We start from the raw sequence: 14,639 nt of genomic DNA, 5'->3' as shown, positions 1-14,639 counted from the left end.
TGAAAGGAATGAAGCATGGGCATCCTCGCGCTGTTTGTCTTCATCGCGATTACGGTGCTGATTAACGTCGTTTTAAAACGCGACATTGCTGAGGCGCTTCTTCTCGGTTTGCTCGGCGTCGCGCTTTTCGGCGGAAGAGAGGCACCCCAGCTTCTCTGGCATGGCATCACTAGCGCCATTTCCTCCGAAGTCACTTTTGCAGGTATGGCGTTCGTGTTTATGGGGATCATCGTCCAATCAACTGGACTCATTGATCGCTTGATTACCATTTTGAACTCAATTTTTGGACGGCTGCGAGGTGGTGCGGGATATGTCTCCACCCTTTCCTCGGCAATGATGGGTCTTATTGCAGGCTCAACTGCTGGCAACTCCGCGACAGTCGGTTCCGTCACTATTCCCTGGATGAAGCAAACCGGTTTCTCGTCTAACCGAGCCGCGACACTCGTCGCTGGAAATTCGGGACTCGGTGTTTCACTTCCCCCGAATTCAACAATGTTTATTATTTTGGCTATGCCAGCGGCTGCCGCGTCCTCGGCAAGTCAGGTTTACGTCACTCTTGCGTGTGCCGGCGCCTACGCAGTGTTATACCGCCTCGTGGTCGTTTGGTACTGGACCAAACGAGACAATATTCCGAAAACGCCGCGAGAGAACATTGTCTCGTTAAACGAGGCGTGGAGCCAGGGATGGCGTTCTCCATCTATCTTTCTCGGTATCATCATCCCGGTTCTACTCACGATTGGCCCTCTCGCATCTTGGCTGAAGACCTCCACCGGGGTCGGTGAAGCAGGCGTAGAGTCGATTTCAATCATTGTTTGGGTGCCAATCCTCATCACCGTAATTGCACTCATCGAGGGCGCCGGGCGCATTCGCCGTAATAATGCACAATTCCGCGCTCAGCTCGTTCGGGACCTTCCGAGCTTCGCGACTGTGGGCATTTCGCTGTTCGCCGCTCTCGCAGCAGCGTCCATCATGGAGGAATTGGGCGTCGGCGATCAACTCTCCAATACCCTCGATGCTTTCGATCTGCCGAAGTGGGCGATGCTCCTCGTGGTAGGCGTACTTGCAGTAGTTGTCGCCACACCGCTCTCGTCAACAGCTACTGCTGCTGCAATCGGTGCCCCAGCAGTAGCAGCACTTACCGCTGCCGGCATCGATCCCACCATCGCAGTCGTCGCTGTCTTGCTCTGCACCGCAACCGAAGGCGCGTCACCACCGGTTGGCGCACCGATCTACCTCTCCGCGGCAATGGCAGAGGCCAATCCGACAAAGATGTTTGTTCCGCTCATTGTGTACTTCGTTGTTCCAATGATTTTGCTTGCATGGCTCGTTGGAATGGGTTTCCTACCGGTTTACGTCCCAGGAGTATAGAAATGTCTACAATATTCAAAACCTTCCGAGTTCTGTTCTACCTGTTTCTCGCTGCATTCCTCATTGGAGGGCTCGCACTTGTGAGTCTCCAAGGCATAGGTCTTCTCCTGGGTAGTGGCGACATGGTGACCGGAGTGAATGATGCGCTCGCTCCTTGGGTGTTTGGAGCAGCTACATTGTGCGCTCTCTCTGCTTTCGTCCTCGGCTACCGACCTGCAGCACGTGAGGCACGACGTAAACAGGCCGAGAAAGAGCGAGAGATTGAACAGCAGCGGAAACAATCCGAGGGCTAGGTTGTTAACAGTCAATCACGTGGTGCGACCATATCTCGTCGACTTTTCTGGTGTACCACTCATCATCGGCGGACCGAAAGTTATCGGGGGTCTCAGCTCGAAGCGCTTGCCGGGTGAGCAGCTTCCCCGTAATGGTCAAATGTTCACGCATTTGAGCTGCAGCTTCCGCCGAATGTCCCCCGATAACCGCTTCGATTATCGGCCGGTGTTCATCGAGAATGTCATGCAGCGTCCTGGACGTGCCAGCGGTGGTATGCCCCAGAATTCCGGTAATATCCCTCAGGCGTTCCATAAAGCCTTGCCCGTATCTCGACCCACTCATTTCGTACAGCTGCACGTGGAGGGCCCGATCGTGCACGAAAAACGTAGTTTCGTCCCCTCGTTCAGCGCACTCCTGCATTGCCGCTATCAATCGGTACACCTCCGCCAACTGCTCAGGGGTACGGAAGCGGGCCGCACGGTATGCGGCCGGTGGCTCGATGCCGAGCCGGATAGCAAAAATTTCTGCGACGTCGTTCGGACCAGTCTCAATAATCTCAAAACCGCGGTTTTTTGCGAAGCGAACAAGCCCGGCTTCCTGCAACTTGAGCAACGCCTCCCGAACCGGCGAGCGGGAAATACCAAGCTCCTCCGCAAGCTGCGTCACGCTGTACCATTCATCCGGTCGCATGGCCCCTGATCGAATTGCCCCTCGAACGTAATCCACAACCGCATCCGCTTTTCTCGTCATAAGGAACATAATGGTACCCGAACCTCAAACGTCTCTCCTGCAGAAACTTCGTCGCGACATGCCGACCCGCGCCGCCTACTCATCCGACGCGTCGCTGTTCCGTCGAGTTCCCGCGGCAGTGCTTGAGCCCGACTCCGTAGATGAAATCCTCGAGGGAATCGATTACGCACGGCAGCAAGGCTGGCCAATTGTCGGGCGAGGTGGTGGTTCATCCGTCGCTGGTAATGCAATTGGCGACGGCCTGGTTATCGACACTTCACGGCGCTTCAACCGAATTCTTTCCATAGACCCTGAATCGCAAACAGCGGTCGTAGAACCGGGGGTTATTTGCGATGAATTGCGTGATGCGGCTGGAGCATATGGACTCACGTATGGTCCCGACCCCTCCACGCACTCTCGCTGCACAATCGGCGGCATGGTTGCTAACAATGCGTGTGGTTCACACTCCGTTGCTTACGGCACTGCCGCGGAAAATTTGGTTGACGTGACATTGGCTCTCCCAAGCGGGAAGCTAGTGACCTTTTCTGAGTCTGGGTGCGACGACCCCGAACTCGACAAGGCAATCAAAGCGCTGTATGCAAAGCACAAAAACCTGATCGAGGAAGAACTTGGCCGTTTCCCACGTCAAGTTTCTGGGTACGGATTGCACTATTTAAAGTCTGATGTAGCGAAGGCGATCGCGGGGTCTGAAGGCACGCTAGGTGTTATCACGCGAATGACCGTCCGCCTCATCCCTAAACCGCCACATACTGCACTCGCCGTCTTATCTTTTAGCGACGTGTTCGCCGCCGCGGCTGCAGCGCCCCGTCTTCGACGACCCGGCGTCGCAACCATCGAAGGTATGGGCGGAGATTTGCTCGATGCGCTCCGTTCCAAGAACGGGCAAGAGCGAGCAGGCGATAATCTTCCTGGGCAGCCCAACGCGGGTGGATGGCTGTACTGCGAAACTACTGGCGATACCCAAGAAGAAGCTAATGCGGTGGCAGAATCGTTAGCTACATCGATTGAGCATACCGGTGCGGTCGTCGTGAGTGATCACGCAGAAGCAAGGGCGCTGTGGCGGATTCGTGAAGCCTCTGCTGGAACCGTCACCCGCTTACCCGACGGCGGAGAGGCGTGGCCGAATTGGGAGGACTCAGCGGTCCCTGCGGAAAACCTCGCTGATTATCTGCGCGACCTTTACGCACTGATGGCGAAGTACAACTATCGGGGTATCCCCTTCGGGCACTTCGGTGAAGGCTGCGTCCACGTGCGGATCAGTTTTGATTTCCACACAAAGGAAGGTATTACCCACTTCGAGAAATTTATGAACGAAGCCGCAGAACTGGTGACCAAGTACGGCGGATCGCTCTCTGGTGAACACGGCGACGGGAGAGCGAGATCCTCGTTGCTTTCCAAAATGTACAGTACCGAGATGCGACACGTATTTGAAGAGTTCAAACTTCTCTTCGATCCACAGCGTGTAATGAACCCAGGCGTCCTCGTATGGGCTGACACGGTCACCGATGGACTCCGCATGGAACCCGCGCAACGAAAAAATGAGATCGCTCCCACTCAGCTTTTCCTACAAGATGACGGAAGTTTCACTAACGCGGTGAACCGCTGCGTAGGCGTTTCCGCTTGTCGATCCATGGAAGGGTCAATGTGCCCTTCTTTTCAGATCACTCACGACGAGGTGCATTCCACGCGTGGTCGCGCCCGCGTGCTGTCCGAGCTTTTCCGAGGGGAGACCGTCGACTCCACTGACGTCGAAGAATCACTCGATCTATGCCTTTCCTGCAAGGCATGCGCGTCTGAATGCCCGGTCAACGTTGACATGGCCACGTATAAGTCGGAGTTCCTTCATAACCGGTATTCAGGGAGGTTACGGCCCCGCGTGCACTACCTCATGGGGTGGCTTCCCCTTCTCAGCGAGATTGCACACCGGCTCCCTGTAGTGCCGCGCATTGCAGGAGCACTCATGCAGTCCACTGTTCCCGCGAAAATCATGGCTAAAGTTGGCGGGCTGGACTCGAGTCGTCCCCTGATTAGCTTCGCGCCAGAATCACTCCAAAAATGGGCCAAGAAACGCGTTCCTAAATATACTGGCGAGCCAATCGTGTTCTGGCCCGATTCTTTCAACTCGAAGCTTAATACGGGGCCTGCGCAGGCGGCCATTGAGGTGCTGGAATCTTTGGGATTCCACGTAATCGTTCCCGATGAATTCGTGTGCTGCGGACTCACGTGGCACTCGACAGGTCAGCTCGACATGACGCGGCGGGTACTCGAGCACTCAGCCAAGGTCTTTGAACCGTACATTTCACAGGGACTCGAAGTTGTGGCGATCGAGCCTTCGTGTACCACTATGTTGCAGCATGACGCAGTCTCACAGACTCGTGACCCGCGTGTCGCCGAGCTCGCAAAGGCGACAAAATCTTTCTCAGAAGTTGTTGCGCCAAAGATCAAGCGGCTCGTCGCAGAGGGGCGTATTAAGCCCCAGTCCGGATCAGTGCTTACCCAGGTTCACTGCCACGAGAAATCGCTGGGTGATCCAAAACAGTCAGCGCTCATTCTCGACGCGTTGGGATACGACATGGAGGAAATTCAAACCGGTTGCTGTGGTCTCGCGGGCAACTGGGGTTATGAAGACGGCCACGCAGAAATGTCGTTCGAGCTCGGCGAGAGAGAGTTGTTCCCGAGAGTGCGTGAACACGACGGGATCGTTGCCGCTGACGGCTTCTCCTGCCGTACGCAGGTGCAACAGGGGACGGGCAAGGAGGCCCAGCACATGGCGGAGATTGTCCGAGATGTGCTGGTAGATGCCGACCTTTAGCACCTACTCCCCCAGCGCGCGCCCTTGGATCGCCTTCGGCACGGCAACGACGGCGAGCATGGAGCACACGCACAGCACCGCGATGTACACGCCGATGTAGATCGCGTTGCCGGTCTGCTCCAGGATCATTTGCGAGATCATCGGGGCAAACGCACCGCCGAGGACCCGCTTGTGCTCGTTGGTGAGCTTTTCATCAATTCGTGTGAAGTTGTCACTCAAGTGCTCCTGGTCTCACCGGCGCCACCATGGCAGAACGTGACGGCCGTCGGGTGCATGCCATGCTACAGGATCCCCCTTTCCGCAGCGCACGGGCGTGTTCGGCGCGGTTGCTACACTCACCACACAACCGCCACTCGCCCGAAAGGCCCCGCCATGCTCCTGCCACAGCAGATAGGTCACGTGAACGTACCGCCGCTGAAGATCCAAGGGATCAAGACCAAACTTGTCCCCTTCATCGCGGCGAACGTTCGGTGGGACGGATCGGGAACCTATTACGAACCGTTTATGGGTTCGGGCGTCGTGGGGTTCAACCTCGCGCCCCAGCGCGCGGTGTTTGTGGACATCAATCCGCACCTGGTCAACTTCTACCGCAGCATCCAGTCTGGGGAGCTCACCGCCTGGAAGGTCCGCGACTACCTGGAGCAGGAGGCGCCGAAGCTGGCCGCAACCCCGGCGGACAAGCACTCCTACTACTACGAGGTCCGCGACCGCTTCAATGAGACCGGCAGCCCCTTCGACTTCCTCTTCCTGCAGCGCAGCAACTTCAACGGCATGATGCGGTTCAACGCCAAGGGCAGATACAACGTCCCCTTCTGCCGGAAGCCGCAGCGCTTCCAGCCTGCGCTGATTACCAAGATCGTGAACCAGGTCCACTGGGTGGAAACACTCCTGTCCAAGCGCCCTGAGTGGGAGTTCCGCCACGCCGATTTCACCGACATCATCGGCCAGCTCACGGAGCAGGACTTTCTGTACTTGGATCCGCCGTACATCGATAGGCATGACGAGTACTTCTGCACCTGGAGCCAGGACCTCGCCGACCAGCTGGCCCGCCAGGTACAGGACTCCCCCGCCGGGTACGCGCTGAGCATGTGGCACTCCAACATTCACCGCGAGAACACGCATTTGCGCGCCTGGGAGGGCGAGCTGCGCACCACCGAGCACTTCTACCACGTCGGCGCGTCGGTGCAGAACCGCAAGGCGATGACGGAGGCGCTGGTTATTTCCCACGGCCACGCGGTGCCGGGGGATGAAGTGGCGTCGACAAGCGCCAAAGCAAGCCCCGAAGCGAGCGCCGAAGCGAGCCTGGCGACGCTGTTCTAGTTCAGCCGAATCGCCCAGCCGCGATCGGCCACGAAGCCCTTGTACTGCGCGTAGGACGCGCGCAGCTGCGCGGGGTTGAACGGGGCGCTGTCCTGGCGTTCCAGCCAGTCGAAGTACGCGGGCAGGTTCTTGAACTTCGCGCGTTTGACCTCGGCGGAGTCGGCGTTTCTGGGGTGGTTGCGCCAGTAGTGCTCGAACACGTCGTGGCCGAGCAGGGCGAACGGGCCGGCGCCGTATTGGAACGGCTCCATCGACGTCGCCTTGAACGTGGCCAGATTGTCGGTGTTGCCGCTACCGGTCTTGTCCCCGGCCAAGCGGTACTTCTCCATGAACGCCACCTCGACGTCCTCGTAAGCGGGGCGGATGCTGTCCATGTCGGCGACGGGAACGCGGGTCGTCTCGAAGCGGTTCGTTCGCGAATACAGGAACGCCAGCACATAGTGCGCGTCGTAATCGTCGTACGTGCGGTAAATGTTCTTCGTCCCGTCGTTGCGCAGGTAGCTGGTGAAACTGCCCAGGGTGAAGCTGAACGCACGAGTCGCCCCGCGCTTGCCCACGCTGCGGTAGGTGGATTTGACGTCAATGGCAATCAGCCGCCCGTTCGGCTTCTCCAGCACGAAATCCGGGTACTGGGTCTGCACCTCGCTTTCGCGGAAGGTGTACCCCAGCGCATCGGCAAGCTGCTTCACGTACGCCGTCGCCACCACCTCAAACGCGCGCCCCACGATTTTCGAGTCATTCCCAAACGTGAACACGTCCCCGTCCTTGTTCACAATCCCCACCAGCTGCCAGTCCGCCGCATCCTTGGGCAGCAGCCCCAGCATCGTGCGCACCACCGCGTCCTCGTGCCGAGGCAGCAGCGCCTCCCGCTCCACTTCGCTTGCCGACGCCACCGGCCCCTCTTCAATCCGCATTCCCCCACCCTAAACCAGGGCGGTCTCGCTTATCGACGCCACCGCGCCCGGCGTGTTGGGCGAGAACCCGCGCCTCTCCCTAGCAATGGAGCCAAAGCGAATCCCCCCATCCCCGGTGGTTACGCTACCCAGTTGAGGCAGAAGACGATCCATGGCAGCGCAACAATGTCAATCAGCACGGCACCCGAAAGTGGGACAACCACCATTGCTACCTTTGACTGCAGTCCGTGCTTGCGGCCAACCGCGTCCATGTTGGCAACCGCGTTCGGAGTGCCGCCTAGACCGTGACCCATCATGCCTCCGCAAATGACCGCTGCATCGTAGTTTCTGCCCAGAACCCGAAAAACAACAAACACGACCAAAGCAGCAAGTACAGCAACCTGTACAAGCAAGATGACCAGGAGCGGCAGTGCGAGATCGTAGAGGTCCCAAATCTTGAGACTCATCATGGCTTGGGTGAGGAAGTAGCCTAAGGAGACGTCAGAAATCAGCTTGAGGGTTTTCCCGTGAATCTTCACCCAACCAAGGGCGTCGTTCAGGTTGCGCAAGACAATCGCAATGAGCATGGCACCGACGTATCCCGGCAGCGAGTACCCGGTCCATTCACCGAAGAGCTCGCCCAGGTAGACACCGATCACGACCACTACGCCGATCACGGCCGCAGTCGCGGTGACGGACCCTTCGCTGATGTCTGAGTCGTTATCTACTCCGCGCTCTTCGACTTCGCCGATATCGTGGGTCTCCACCGCGAGGTTGTTTCGTTTGATGAGCCAGGTTGCCAAGGGGCCGCCAATGAGCGATCCGGCGATCAACCCAAATGTTGCCGCCGCAATAGCGACAGCGGTAGCACCTTGCGCGCCAAGCTCTTCTGCCGTTGGGCCGAACGCCGCAGCAGCGCCGTGGCCACCTTCGAGTGAAACAGCTCCTGCCATGATGCCCAGAAGCTCGTTGAGCCCCAAGACCTTGGCAAGGCCAATTCCAACGAGATTCTGGAGAATCGCTACCGACCAACACGCCAGCAGGTACACCATGAGAAAACGCCCGCCAGTTTTGATCAGGCTGAGCGATGCTCCCAGACCAATCGTGGTGAAGAACGCCAGCATTGCGGGCGACTGCAGCGTGGTGTCAACCGTGAGTTCAACCGATCCCCACTCCCGCAGCCCAAGCACCACAAGGGCAAAGAGAAAACCCCCAACCACGGGCCCCGGAATGGCAAACATGCTGAATGCCTTCCAGCTTCTCGCTGCCCAAGCGCCAAACAACAGCAAAAGCAGTGTGATTGCTGCCGAGCTAATCAGCCCTATCTCAATTTGCATATGTCACCCTCTTTCATCATTTGTGAACACGATTACTTTAATCACCACCGTGAGGTAGCTCGCACTTCGGGCGGGTGTTATCACCTTCACAAAAGGAGAAATAGGTTCAACTAAGCGACGCTCCATAAACCGAAAGACCAAAGGCCCCGCGTAACTCATTTTCCGTTCCCGCAGGACCTTGTTTAGGGGCGGTCTCCCCTACACCTCCGGCAGCAGCTCCGACTGCTCGCCCACCGTCGTGATCACCAGCGCGTCGCGGGCGCGCGAGGCGGCGACGTAGAGCAGGGAGCGCTCCTGCTGCAAAGCGGCGGCGCGGTCGTCGTCGGACAGCCCGGCGAGGCGGAAGGGCTGCGGGAGGATGTCGCGGCCCACGCTCATCAGGATGACGTGCGTGAACTCCATGCCCTTGGCGCCGTGCATGGTCATCACGGCTACCTGCTCCCCCGACGCGTGTGCCGCGTCCTTGGTCTGCACGGCGTCGATGCCGTGGTCGGCCAGCCCGCTGACAATGCGGCTCAGCTGCCCGCGGGTGCGGCACATCCCGCCGATGCGGGGCTCGTGGACCTCGTCGGCGTCCAGCCAGTAGTTGATGTAGGCGGCCGCTGCGTCGAACTCCTCGTCCGGTGTGGCGCAGCGCAGGAGCTGGGGGTTCGGGCCGGAGCGGGCGGATCGGTAGCCGTGGGTGTCATCGGTCTCTCCCGCGGAGTCGGTGAACTCCCCTGCCGCGTTGAGGATGCGCACGGCGTAGTCCAGGTTTTCCTTGGTGGTGCGGTAGTTCAGCGTGAGCTTGCGCGACGCCTTGCCGCGCGTGAAGATGCCGAAGCGGCTGAGCACGAGGGGCTGGCCGTAGATGCGCTGGTGGGAGTCCTCGGCGAGGAAGATGTCGTTGGGGCCCGGGTCCACGCAGGCGCGGAGGAAGCGCCAGTGGCCGGCGTTGAAGTCCTGGGCCTCGTCAACCACGACGTGGTCGAATAGGGCGCGGTCCGAGCGGTCGCGTTGGATGCGCAGGAGCTCGGCACCCACGGCGGACATGGTGGGCCAGAACAGCTTGCCGTCCACGGCCTGGGTCTGCATCGCGGACTGCAGGAGCGTCCACACCACCTTTCGTTGAGCCCTACTCAACGGCGTGCCTCGGCCGGTACGGGCCACCTTGAGGTACTCCGCCTTGGTGGTGATGGAGTTGGCCAGCACGACGCCCTCGTACTCGCGCTGGAGGAAGGTCTCGTTGGTGGTGCCGGCGGGGAGGGAATCGGCGACGATGGCGTCGATAAGCGGGCTCGAACTCTGAGTTCGATTTCCAACAATCGCACTCAAACCATAACTCAAAGTCGCACTCAGGATTCACTTTTATGGCTCTGAGCTGCTGCTTTATGGTTTGCGTGTGAGTTATACTTTGAGTTCGGGTTTGGGCGGAATACGCCGCGCAGCTTCGGGCTGAGCAGGAATGCCGTGATGGTAAGCACCAGAATCACCGAGATGACGAAGGCACCGTACGAGGAATCGTCGCGCGGCCACAGGTCGATCAGGCCCGGGATGGCCAGGGCGGTACCCACAATTGCGAGGTTGATGTTGAGCTGCTCGCGGCGATCCTGCGCCTGCTCCGCGCGCCGGCGCTTCACGTTATCCAGCGCCACGCGGATCGCATCGCCCTGCGTCTTGTAAATGTCCTTGCGCAGCTCCAGCTCGGACGCGACCTCGTGGAAATCGTCGCGCGTACCGGTCTCCTTGAGCATGTGATGCAGCACGGCCGTATCCACCGGCCGGCCGCTCACCGACTCGTACCAGAGGTAGTCGCGGAAGATGACAAATTCCGTCTGAATGTCCTCGAAGTCGCGCAAGCTGGAGCGCAAGATTTTCGACGCCAACTCCACGTCCTCGTCGTCCCACTCCGGCTTCCGGCGGACCGCTTCCAACTCCTCGGAGCCGAAGGACATGCGACGCATCTGCTTCGCCATCACGGACAGGTAGTTGTCCGCCCGGCGGACCAGGATGGCCAGGTCGACGAGGCGGGTGCCGGTGAGCATCCAGAAGTTGTTGTTGCGGTTCTCAATCGGCGAGCGGCGCACCACCGCCAGCCCGTTCTCATCAGAATGCACCGTCCAATCCTGGAACAGCTGCACCCGCGACGCGTCCAGCGAGACCTGATCCATCGCCGTGAGCTCCGGGCTGTAGTCATCCGCGCGTGTGGCCAAGAACCACGCCCACGCGTCGTGGCGCGTCCAGGTGCCTAAGCCCTCGCGGAGAGAGCTCCGCATGCGGCGGGGCAACTCGGGCTCGTCGCAGGCCGGAATCGCCGCGATCGTGGTGTACGGGCGCGTTGCCAGCGGGCGCCGACGATCCCCCTTCACGTAGGCGGTGCCGCCGCGGCTGACCTGCAGCTGTGCGCCGCCGAGGACCTCGTTGACCTTATCGAAGCACACCTCGAGGAGGTTGGTCTTCTGCGGCTCCTCGCCGGGACGCCCCAACTTGACCTTGCTGCGCGGGCGATGCAACGACTTCGACACCGCCTCGAGCACGTCGCCCGAGCAGTGCTCCGCAACCACGTGGAGCACCAGGAACTGGTTGCGGAACTCCCGCGCGTCTGTGTCTAGTGTGTCCGGTGTGTCCGGCGTGTCGGGTTGGTTGGCCGTATCGGCGTACTTGAGCTCCGGGCCCTGGTAGTCCAGGAGCTCGGCGCAGGTGAGGGTGACGGAGGCGAGGGGATTGGTGGCGTCGATAAGCGAAAAGCTCGAGTCCACGGGAGCCTGACGCGGATCCGCTGGTGGTTCCTTGCCGTTTTCCGGGGTGATGTCCGGCTGGAACAGGAAGCGGCGGGCCGAGACGCGCATGCCGTGGCGATTGCGCGAGGGTGCGAATTCCGACGCCCCGCCCTTCGCGTCCAGCGCATCCGCGCCCATCGACTCATTGAGCGGCCGGCGGAAATGCACGTTCGCGCCGCGGTGGAAGACGCGCGGCGAATACCTCCAGGCCGGCTGATCCAGCTTCCGCTCCCGCTCCATGGTCTCCGGGTTGCGGTAGGTGTTGCGCGCCTCGTCGAACGCGGGGACCTGGATCGACTTGATGCCGCGGAAACGGCCCGGCGCCCAGCGGGTGAAATCGGCGCCATCGAAGGCCCCCACCGGGAGCGGGACAATCACCGCGAAGTGCGCGAGGCGCCACTCCGGGAGCTCGTCCTTCGTGGCCTCGAAGTCCGCGGGCAGGTCAAACTTGGCGCCCTGCAGGTCGTAGGCCAGGTTTATCTGGACGTCGTTGGCCTCATCGGGCGTGAGGTCCTCGGCGCGGCGGGAGGACGTGTGCTGGTCGCGCTGCTTTTGTGTGGGCGTGTCGTGCGTGGAGCGGGTCATGGCGCCTTCGGATTTCGGGGCTGGGGATGAGGTGCATGCGGACTGTCTGTGCGCTGACATAGTACGCCAGGCGTGGGGAATGCGCCGGGTGAAACGGGTGGGGGTAGTGCGAAATTCGTTACTCTGAGCTGGGTTTTTCTTGATTTGGTGCGTGTGAGGCGCTGCCGGGGTAGACGTATTGGACAATCCGTGCCATACTGCAATAAGCAGGCCCCTTCGCCCACGGCTCACCCCCCCCCGAAGCCGGAAGAGCGTTCAACACCCCCCCATTTAGAACGCGAGTGTGCGAGGGGGTTCTGCGTTGCCGTAGGGAGGATCGGTGGGGGTTGAGCATTGCGGCGAGTATCGGCGTCGTCATCGCCCCCGGCACCCACATGACGAGATCACCCTGACGAAGATGCGACAAAAATTCCGTATCTTTGTCATCCTGATCTCGTCAAACGGCGCACATCGCCCCCGCCCGAGCCATGCGCTCCCTAGAAGGAGCTGGAGCCGCCCGAGCCGGAGAAGCCGGAGCTGAACCCCGAGTTCGTCCCACCGGAACTGGAGCTCGGGTGGTTGGTCGTGCTGTCCCACAGGGAGAGGGTGGCGTAGGTGTACACGCCCGGGTACGCGTAGTCCCGTTCCCACAGGCGCGGCGCGCGCGGATCCTTCACGCCCTTGCGCGCGGCGAACTGCTGCTCCTGCAGGACGTCCATGAGGATGCGGTAGTCCGCAAGCAGGCGCACGAACGCGTCCATGAACGCGGGGTTCTCCGGATCTGTGGCTATCGCGTCGAGACGGTTCACGATGTCCTGCAGCCCCGCCTTCAGGTGGGAGTCCTTCGCCTTCTTGCCGGCGTCGACGGCGTCGGCGCGCAGGGTGCTCAAGCGCTCGGCGCGCACGTCGACGTCGCCCTGCTCCATGCGGAACAGGAGGTTGATGTTCTCCTCTGCGCGCTCCACGTCCTTGACGGTGGCGGCGGCGTCGTGGAGCTGTTCCCAGTTGGCCAGGGCGTCGCTGTCGGTGTCGACGGGGAGGTGCGCGACCGCGTCGTCGATGGCGAGGAACCGGTCGCGGACCTCCTCCCACTCCTGGCGCAGCTCGCCGTTGGCGAAGCGGGACGACAGGGAGTGGGCGCGCAGGTCGAGTTCGGAGAGGCGGAGGGCGAGGGACGAGTGGGCGTCGATAAGCTTCTGGCGATCGAGGCGGGCCTCGGCGATCCGCTGCTTGCGACGCTCAATTCGCTTCACCGGCACGAAGCCGACCGCGAGGGCCGCGGCGAACAAGCCGAAGCCGGTGGGGATGGCTGTGAGGTAGCCGAGGAAGCGGGAGTCGTTCTGGCTGGCGACCTCATCCGGGTCCATCGCGACGCGCGCGCCGTCCAGGAGGCCGCGCGGGATGTCGCCGGAGGCCAGGCCGTCCTTCATCGCCGCGAGCGAGCGGTCGAGGTGGCTGCCGCGGCGGAGCGCGAGCTGGCTAGCGACGTCTTTACCAGCGAAAATGAACTGGTGGCGCGTCTTCATCGCCGCGCCGACGAGGATGACGCCGTCCGCGAACGTGTCGTCGCCGATCTCGTCCGGGTAGGTGTCGCGCATGAAGTTCTCCACCGAATCGTTCACATTGTCCAGCGAATCGTCGAACACGATGAAGCGCAGCTGCTGCACCGTCGACGGGTGCGGGAGGTCATCGGCGCCGTCGAGCAGCCGCAGCTCCTCGTCCGGGGAGAGCAGGTCGTCCGGGTCGTCCACGAAGGCGGGCGGCGCCTCCGCGACCGTCTCCACCGGGTCCGGCTCCTCGGGCGCGCGCCACAGGGCGAACATGAGGATCGCCGGGAGCAGGCCGATCACCACCGCGACCAGCACCGCTAATCGACGCGCACCCTTCGCCCTGAACTGACGACTGAACTTGCGCTCCTCGTCCCACTCCGCGTTACGACGCTTACTCTCCTCAGTCTCCTGCATCTGCCACCACTTGCCGCCGGGGACAGACTCGTACTCTCGGCTCACCATACGGGGATTATCACACGGATTGGGGCGGTGCGCTGGGGGTTTGGTGGGGTTTGGTGGGGTGCTGGCGGGTGTTGGCGGGTGTTGGCGTGGTCTGCCCGCGCTTTGCCCGCAGATACCGATAGTAAGACACCGTTTTCGCGCTCCCAGAGCGCATCATCGGGGTCTTAGTATCGGTATCTATAGCCGGGGCAGCACGCGTGGGGCCCGTGGGGCGCGTGGGACGGAGCTTTTGGCGGCACGAGAAAGGCCCGGCGTCCGTGTTCAAAACGCCGGGCCCTGCTTCGAAATTCTCCGGCCCTTAGCTTACAAAACACGAAGGGCGTTGCATACCCGTTGAAAACAGCAATTTCGGTGCATAATTCTCATTTTTGAAAGCGCTACACCGGCGCGGGAAGTCCCACTGGCACTACGGATAACCTGGACAAACGTGCACAACATGGTTGTAGTTCGAGGTAGATGGCATGTTTCAAAAATTGCATAGATAGTGCATATAAACCAGGGCGCGAAAACGGCTCAAGGGGATTCCTAATTGTAACGACAGGAGAAGCTGA

The 14,639-nt window shown here is 60.8% G+C and carries 10 protein-coding genes; 3 read left to right on the top strand and 7 right to left on the bottom strand.

Annotated elements, in window-relative coordinates; all coding sequences use genetic code 11:
- The first annotated feature begins 15 nt into the window (after positions 1 to 15).
- Positions 16 to 1,368, top strand: a complete 1,353-nt coding sequence (locus tag CKJ82_RS08820) for a TRAP transporter large permease subunit (protein WP_095537822.1) — start codon at positions 16 to 18, stop codon at positions 1,366 to 1,368.
- A 297-nt stretch (positions 1,369 to 1,665) separates the two neighbouring features.
- On the opposite strand, the gene CKJ82_RS08810 is transcribed toward CKJ82_RS08820, so the two are convergent.
- Positions 1,666 to 2,331: a GntR family transcriptional regulator gene (locus CKJ82_RS08810; RefSeq protein ID WP_240510743.1), complete on the bottom strand. Its 666-nt coding sequence runs from the start codon at positions 2,329 to 2,331 to the stop codon at positions 1,666 to 1,668.
- Between the two features lie 70 nt (positions 2,332 to 2,401).
- Here CKJ82_RS08810 and CKJ82_RS08805 point away from each other — a divergent pair, with 70 nt between their 5' ends.
- Positions 2,402 to 5,203, top strand: coding sequence for an FAD-binding and (Fe-S)-binding domain-containing protein (locus CKJ82_RS08805; RefSeq protein ID WP_095537820.1), 2,802 nt, complete (start codon positions 2,402 to 2,404; stop codon positions 5,201 to 5,203).
- Between the two features lie 3 nt (positions 5,204 to 5,206).
- On the opposite strand, the gene CKJ82_RS08800 is transcribed toward CKJ82_RS08805, so the two are convergent.
- Complete coding sequence (locus CKJ82_RS08800) at positions 5,207 to 5,422, bottom strand: hypothetical protein (RefSeq protein ID WP_095537819.1); 216 nt, start codon at positions 5,420 to 5,422, stop codon at positions 5,207 to 5,209.
- 180 nt (positions 5,423 to 5,602) lie between these two features.
- Here CKJ82_RS08800 and CKJ82_RS08795 point away from each other — a divergent pair, with 180 nt between their 5' ends.
- Positions 5,603 to 6,523: a DNA adenine methylase gene (locus CKJ82_RS08795; protein WP_205691399.1), complete on the top strand. Its 921-nt coding sequence runs from the start codon at positions 5,603 to 5,605 to the stop codon at positions 6,521 to 6,523.
- Here CKJ82_RS08795 and CKJ82_RS08790 read toward each other — a convergent pair.
- The 5 genes from CKJ82_RS08790 to CKJ82_RS08770 form a co-directional block, all read right to left on the bottom strand.
- A complete protein-coding gene (locus tag CKJ82_RS08790) occupies positions 6,520 to 7,437 on the bottom strand; it encodes a type II restriction endonuclease (protein WP_095537817.1) in 918 nt (305 codons plus the stop codon). The genes CKJ82_RS08795 and CKJ82_RS08790 overlap by 4 nt on opposite strands.
- A 119-nt stretch (positions 7,438 to 7,556) precedes the next feature.
- Complete coding sequence (gene gltS, locus CKJ82_RS08785) at positions 7,557 to 8,753, bottom strand: sodium/glutamate symporter (protein WP_095537816.1); 1,197 nt, start codon at positions 8,751 to 8,753, stop codon at positions 7,557 to 7,559.
- A 198-nt stretch (positions 8,754 to 8,951) separates the two neighbouring features.
- Positions 8,952 to 10,067: a 3'-5' exonuclease gene (locus tag CKJ82_RS08780; protein ID WP_240510740.1), complete on the bottom strand. Its 1,116-nt coding sequence runs from the start codon at positions 10,065 to 10,067 to the stop codon at positions 8,952 to 8,954.
- A 20-nt stretch (positions 10,068 to 10,087) separates the two neighbouring features.
- Positions 10,088 to 12,097: a hypothetical protein gene (locus CKJ82_RS08775; RefSeq protein ID WP_095537814.1), complete on the bottom strand. Its 2,010-nt coding sequence runs from the start codon at positions 12,095 to 12,097 to the stop codon at positions 10,088 to 10,090.
- Between the two features lie 476 nt (positions 12,098 to 12,573).
- Positions 12,574 to 14,088 (bottom strand): DUF5129 domain-containing protein, encoded by a 1,515-nt coding sequence (locus tag CKJ82_RS08770; protein WP_133064056.1) that lies wholly within the window; start codon positions 14,086 to 14,088, stop codon positions 12,574 to 12,576.
- Positions 14,089 to 14,639: the final 551 nt, after the last annotated feature.

This window comes from Corynebacterium gottingense, assembly GCF_002285125.1.
In the GTDB taxonomy this organism is placed as follows: domain Bacteria; phylum Actinomycetota; class Actinomycetes; order Mycobacteriales; family Mycobacteriaceae; genus Corynebacterium; species Corynebacterium gottingense.
The sequence above is the reverse complement of the archived record's forward strand: the minus strand, read 5'-3'. Positions and strand labels throughout refer to the sequence as shown.